Source organism: uncultured Campylobacter sp. (assembly GCF_938045205.1).
In the GTDB taxonomy this organism is placed as follows: Bacteria; Campylobacterota; Campylobacteria; order Campylobacterales; family Campylobacteraceae; genus Campylobacter_B.
The window spans coordinates 80,646-86,962 of record NZ_CALIMY010000159.1; the positions used below are offsets into that span (position 1 = coordinate 80,646).

The following is a 6,317-nucleotide window of genomic DNA, read 5'->3' on the forward strand; positions in this document are numbered from 1 at the left end:
CTCGCGCAAAGGGCTAAATTTTATCTTTTAGCTCTTTTAAAAATCTCTCCACCGCGGCCTTAAGCGCGGCAAGATCGCCACTATTGTCTATCACAAAGTCCGCCATGTCGCGCTTTTGCTCTATGTCCGTTTGCAGTTCCACGCGGTGCTTTGCGGCGACATGATCCAGCCCGTTTCGCTTCATCACGCGCGCTATCAGCGTATCTTTAGGCGCATAAACAACCGCTACTTTATCAAAAAACTCATACCTCTTGCCCTCAAAAAACAGCGGAATATCGACGAAAAAAAGCTTTCCTTTCGCCTCCAAAGCCTGCGCCTGCGATAAAATTTCGGCCGTTATCTTTGGATGCAGTAGCGCTTCTAGCTTTGCAAGCTCCACAGGGTTTTTAAACACCAGCTTGCCTAGCTTTTTGCGATCTACTGAAACGCAAGGGGCGGATAAAATTTCCCCATCACCGCTAGCGTCAAATTCCGCATGTAAACTCAAATTTTTAGCTTTCACGTCTTTTTGCACGACGTATTGCGCGCCGAAAATTTCAGCCACTTGCGCGGCGCAGCGATCCAAAACGTCATGCGAAATCTTATCGGCATCGATAATCTCAAATCCGCGATCACGAAGCAGCTCGCAAACCGCGCTCTTGCCGCTTCCGATGCTGCCCGTGATGACGATGGAGTGTTTAAATTTCAAGGTGAGCCTTTATAGCGTTTTTATTCGATTTTAGCTAAAATCTGCGAAATTATACCATCTTGGAGGATAAAATTTGATAAGCTACAAAGACGCTGGCGTCGATATAGACGCGGGAAATGACTTCGTAAACGCGATAAAACCATTCGTCAAAGCGACGCAAACTCCGCACGTTTTGGGCGGTATCGGCTCGTTTAGCGGCGCGGTGAGGCTACCTGCAGGCTACAAAAAGCCCGCGATCCTAGGCGCCACCGACGGCGTGGGCACAAAGCTGCGACTCGCGATCGACGCGCGCAAATTTGAGGGCGTGGGGCAGGACCTCGTCGCGATGTGCGTAAATGATCTCATCTGCAACTTCGCCGAGCCGCTATTTTTCCTCGACTATTACGCGACGGCGAAACTCGAGATCAGCGATGCCAAAGAGGTCGTAAAAAGCATCGCCGAGGGCTGCAAGCTCGCCCGCTGTGCACTGATCGGCGGCGAGACGGCGGAGATGCCCTCGATGTATGAGAAAGGCGACTTCGACCTTGCAGGCTTTGCCGTGGGCATCGCCGAGGAGGACAAGATCGACCGCTCAAAATTCGTCCGCGAGGGCGATGTGCTCATCGCGCTTCCTAGCAGCGGTCTGCACTCAAACGGCTTCTCGCTTGCGCGAAAAGTAGTTGCCGAGCTGGGGCTAAAATTTGACGACAAGGTAGGCAATCGCGCGCTAATCGACGTGCTTTTGGAGCCGACTAGGATTTACGTCGCCGACTTTTTAAATTTAAAAGATAAAATCCACGCGCTTGCGCATATCACGGGCGGCGGCATCGTGGAAAATCTGCCGCGCGTGTTTCCTGTGGGGCTGGGCGCGAAGATCGAGCGCGCTGCGATACGCACGCCTGAGATCTTTAAAATCATCGCGCAAAAAGTAGAATCCGCCGAAATGATGAGGACGTTTAATATGGGCGTTGGCATGATCGTAGTAGCGCCGAAACAAAATGCGGACTTTGTGCTCGCTAACACTGACGGCTACGTCATCGGCGAGGTCGTAAAAGGCGGGGGCGCACAGCTCGTGTAAATTTGAAGCGGTAAAATTTGCCGCTTTTTGCCAAAGCGGTATATACTTGCATGGGATGGATGCAAAATCTTGTGCTCTTACTAATTACAAAACTCGATCACAAAGACGCGATCAAATTTTACGGACATGCTCTTTGGCGAAATAAAATTTATGAGCCCCCGCGCATGGGCCGCAAAATTTTTGAGGCGACGATAGCGCGCGGCATCTATGGCACAGGCCGATAAAATTTGAAAAGGAAAGAAAATGTTTGAACTAAATAACGAGCAAAGGGCGTGCTTCGGGCTTGATCCCGTGCAGAAGAGCTGGGAGCGAGTAGAGTTTGCAGGGGATAAATTTGGACCCGCTAGCGTGCTGTATTTCGAGGGCGACGTCATCAAAAGCACGTGGTCTCCACGGACGAGCACTACTGGGAAAACGGCTACGACGAGGCGACTAAGGGGCGCGAGATGCTGCTACCTAAAACCGCAAAAGGCAAAGAGACGAAGCTAACGCCCGCGAATTTTGAAAAGCGAACGCCGCGCAGTATCTATCTGCACGCGGATAGATACTGCCTGCGCATCGCTAGCTACGCCTCGCAGACCACGTTTTACGACAGCGTGTGGGAGAGCGGATACGGGCGGGAGATGGATTTTAGAGACGAGATAGAGCGCTTTATCGCGGAGTCAGGCTCGGATCACGCGCGTAAGATCGAGGAGTTTAAGCGCGCGGGGCGCAAAAACGTCAAATTTAAAAGCGGAGATTTTTTTCGTTTTAAGCTCGATCGCGACCGCTACGGCTTTGGTAGGGTGATCTTAGACGGTCATAAACTACGAAAAAGCGGCCTTTTGCCCGAGGAGCATACGATGCTAAATTTCATAGGAAGACCCGTTTTTATCGAGCTTTTCGCGTATGCGTCGCAGGGTTAGGCAAGTGTAGGCGAGCTGATGTCGCACCCTAGGCTGCCCATGGACGCGATGTTTGACAATGCACTTTTTTACGGCGAATTTGAAATTTTCGCGCACGAGAAGGTCGATGCGGCGGGGCTTGATTTTCCGATGAGTTTTCACGCAAGCCCCGCGCAGACGTATTTGCAGTGGGGGTTTATCGAGATAAGATCGGATGAGCGAAGCGTGATAAAAGCAGCCTCACGCGAGCTAAACGAGCTGATACAAGGAAAAAATTTAAAATTTAACTCGATTGGTTTTAGCCCGCGCTACGCGCAGTTTGAAATCGCGGAAATTTTGCGCGGCGAGGAGCTGGGCTATCTGCAAAGCGACCCAAGAAACCCGGGAATCCGCTGGGCGAGGGAGGAGCTGATGCGTATTTTCGGGCTTGATCCGACTAAAAGCTACTTGCAAAACGCTCGCAGGCTTGGCATCGAGACGGTCTTGGAGCCGTAATTTAAAGCGATAGTTTCAGCGAGAATATCTTATAAAACGGCGGCAGCACAGTGTCATAGGTAGTTTTTGACATCGGGTACAAAAGCTCGTCGCAATTCAGCAAGGAATACGCGAGGAAGTTTAGCATGTCGCCCAAAGCTCACGCGCAGACGCTTCACGGCCAAATTGAAGTAGACGTATATAGCGATTTGCGATGCGACGGCATAAAATTTATAAATCCGTTGAAAGCGATATTTAACGCCGCTCATAAGAATGGTTTAAAATTATACGTATGATATGGATCTGATTAAATTTGTGGTTGGCAAAAAATTTTAAGATAATGAACATTAATGCCGGACGAAATCAATAAATAGCACAAAAACTATTGACAGCAACGGTTCCATTTGATACACTCACACAAATTTTATGGCAGCAAAATCAGGCATTACAAATCAGATGAAAATGGTGTACCAAGGTCGCTCAAATGCATATAAATCGAAAGCGTAAATAAAATCTATAAAATAACGCTTTTAAAGTATAATTTTAAATTACTAAACAAGGAGGAAAGACGCACAATGGATAATAAAATAGATGAATTCGAGAGAATGATAAGAGTCGGTATAGCGTATGATTTTGATGGAACATTGGCAAGAGGCAATATACAAGAAAATTCTTTTATACCGACAACGTTAGGCATTGAAAAGGACGCCTTTTGGGCTAACGTAAAAGAATTATCTGAAGAAAACAATATGGACGAGATACTCTCTTATATGTACTTGATTATCAAAAAAGCAGACGTAGCCGATGCAAAAATTACAAAAGAAGAGCTTAATAAACACGGCAAAACCGTAAAATATTTCAGCGGCGTAAAAGAGTTTTTTGGAAGAATTAACGAATACGCAAAACAAAAAGGAATTTTGCTTGAGCACTACATAATATCGTCCGGCACCAAGGAAATGATAGATGGCACGACGATAGCGCATGAATTTAAAAATATTTACGCATCTTCTTTTATGTATGACAATTATGGTAGGCCCATTTGGCCCGCCTTAGCAATTAACTATACAACAAAAACGCAATATTTATACAGAATAAGCAAAGGAATTTTTAATTCTTGGGATAATAAACTAATCAACAAGTATGTACCGGAGCAAGAAAGACATATTTTATTCGAGAATATGATATACATAGGCGACGGTGAAACGGATGTCCCCGCCATGAAGTTATTAAAAACCAAGGGTGGAGTATCGATAGCCGTTTATGGGGATAATAAGGACACCGCTAAAAAACTTTTAGAACAAGATAGAGTCAACTTTATCGCTGCAGCCGACTATACTGAAGGCTCAGAAATAGATACTATCTTAAAATCTACTCTAGATAGAATTAGCTTGAATTTAAAAAATGGAAAATTGCAAATGTATAATGAAAAGGATGAAGCAGGGATAAATACAAAAAAATCTAACGATCAAAAAAAGGATAAAAAATATTATTTAGATGTACTTAAAACAACCGGCTTCAAATTAGATCGCGACGGAAAAATAAATAAAATATATTTAAAGAAAGATCCATGGGATGACCATGGCTATCAAACCTCATTTTACATATGGAATAACGGAAAATATATTGGAGTGGTTAAAATAGCCAAACTAGCCCAAAACAAAGATAAACATACTGCAGATTTATTAGAGAATAAATTTGATAAACTACCAGACAATTTTTTCTCTGTAATACACTTCAAAAAGGACGAAATTGACGAAAACACAAAAGAGGCATTAAAATTTTTATTAAACGATATTACCGATATAAAAATATATGATAATTATGAAGTTGTAAAGAATTCTCTAAAAAGAACTAACTGAAGGATTTATGAACACAAAAAACTCGGGAATTTTATAGAATAAACGATAGATGGGCACTACAAAATAAACAACTACCATAAAAATACAGAAAATCTGTAAATTTATAAAATTAGGCTTTTAAAAATTTTACTTTAAAAGCCTAAATTCTAATTTATTTCACCAGCTCGTAATTATACTCTTTCGTGCCGTCGAGTAGATTTGTGACGTTGTAGCCTCGCTCGTTTAGGGCTTTGGCGAGCTTGGCGCTACGGTTGCCGCTGTAGCAGTGCGTGATTATCTTTTTGTCTTTATTGGCCTCAAGCACGTCTTTGTAGTTTTCTAAAGGCTCGCCGTATGGGATATTTATCGCACCTTTCATATGCCCCGCGTCGTAGTCCTGCTTCTGCCTAGCGTCGATGATCAGCACGTTCGGATTATTCGCTATTTTCAAAAACCCCTCTGCGTTTATGCTGCCGACCTTATACAGCTCGTAGTCGTACTGCTTCACGCCGGGCGCGTTCATAAGCATGCTAAAGCCCTTTTGTTTAAGCAGATCAAGCGCCTTGCCGCTGCGGTTGCCCGTATTGCAATAAAGCACGACGTTTTTATCCTTATAGGCGTTTATTTCGTCCAGTCTGCTTTCCAACTCTCCAAGCGGGATGTTGATCGCGTGCTTCACGTGGCCTGCAGCGTACTCATCTGCAGTCCTAACGTCAATGACTAGATAATTTTCTTTTGCTCTATTGTCCTCCTCTATCGCTGATAGTGCCGCGCCGCTTATGGCGTAGCCGTTAGGTTGCTGCGTCTCGGCGCCGCAAGTCGCAAAAGATCCCAATGCCGCCAGCAAAACCGCGCTTTTTAAAATTTTGTGAGAAATAAATTTCATGTTTTTCCTTTGAATTTTAGCTTTTAAAGCGGGAGATTATATCAAAAAATTTAGCTAAATAGTGTGAATTTGTGCGAGGCGTGTTAGATTATTCTAGCGTAAGATTTCTTATGTGAAAACGCGATAAAGACTCAAATGAAAAGCTTTTTCCAAAATATCTTAAGGCTCATAGACAAAAATACTTTGCGTAAATTTATCTTTTAGAAACAGGGCGATAAATCCAAAACTCGCATTTACCCGATTGTACCGCCAAATCGCAAATACCGCTCGGAATACTTAAATTTTATCTCGGCGAGCATTTAAATTTAGGTTGTATTAAAGGCGTATCGATAAGATAAATTTTAGGCTTTTGCTAATTTTCATTATTTTTCAAGTATAAGTAAGATATAATCCCAAACTTTTCGGGGCGCCGTTGCGGCTCTTAAAGGAATTAAGGATGGTGTCAAGAGAGAGACTTGAACTCTCGACCTCCGGCTTATGAGACCAGCGC

Annotated in this window: 7 protein-coding genes; 5 read left to right on the plus strand and 2 right to left on the minus strand. The window is 44.1% G+C overall.

Annotated features, from left to right (window positions below; translation table 11 throughout):
* Positions 1 to 13 precede the first annotated feature (13 nt).
* Entirely contained in the window at positions 14 to 688 is a 675-nt protein-coding gene (gene coaE / locus Q0198_RS10090; RefSeq protein WP_297897682.1) for a dephospho-CoA kinase, read from the minus strand.
* Positions 689 to 761: 73 nt separating this feature from the next.
* Between coaE and purM the strand changes: the two genes are divergently transcribed.
* The 5 genes from purM (at position 762) to Q0198_RS10115 (ending at position 4,962) form a co-directional block, all read left to right on the plus strand.
* Positions 762 to 1,745, plus strand: coding sequence for a phosphoribosylformylglycinamidine cyclo-ligase (gene purM, locus Q0198_RS10095; RefSeq protein WP_297897685.1), 984 nt, complete (start codon positions 762 to 764; stop codon positions 1,743 to 1,745).
* Positions 1,746 to 1,988: 243 nt separating this feature from the next.
* Complete coding sequence (locus tag Q0198_RS10100) at positions 1,989 to 2,234, plus strand: hypothetical protein (protein WP_297897687.1); 246 nt, start codon at positions 1,989 to 1,991, stop codon at positions 2,232 to 2,234.
* Positions 2,192 to 2,650 (plus strand): Imm26 family immunity protein, encoded by a 459-nt coding sequence (locus Q0198_RS10105; RefSeq protein ID WP_297897690.1) that lies wholly within the window; start codon positions 2,192 to 2,194, stop codon positions 2,648 to 2,650. Before Q0198_RS10100 ends, Q0198_RS10105 begins: the two co-directional genes overlap by 43 nt.
* An 18-nt stretch (positions 2,651 to 2,668) precedes the next feature.
* Positions 2,669 to 3,124, plus strand: a complete 456-nt coding sequence (locus Q0198_RS10110) for a hypothetical protein (protein WP_297897693.1) — start codon at positions 2,669 to 2,671, stop codon at positions 3,122 to 3,124.
* A gap of 554 nt (positions 3,125 to 3,678) precedes the next feature.
* Entirely contained in the window at positions 3,679 to 4,962 is a 1,284-nt protein-coding gene (locus tag Q0198_RS10115) for a haloacid dehalogenase-like hydrolase (protein ID WP_297897697.1), read from the plus strand.
* Positions 4,963 to 5,113: 151 nt separating this feature from the next.
* Here Q0198_RS10115 and Q0198_RS10120 read toward each other — a convergent pair whose 3' ends face one another.
* Positions 5,114 to 5,827 (minus strand): rhodanese-like domain-containing protein, encoded by a 714-nt coding sequence (locus Q0198_RS10120; protein ID WP_297897700.1) that lies wholly within the window; start codon positions 5,825 to 5,827, stop codon positions 5,114 to 5,116.
* Positions 5,828 to 6,317: the final 490 nt, after the last annotated feature.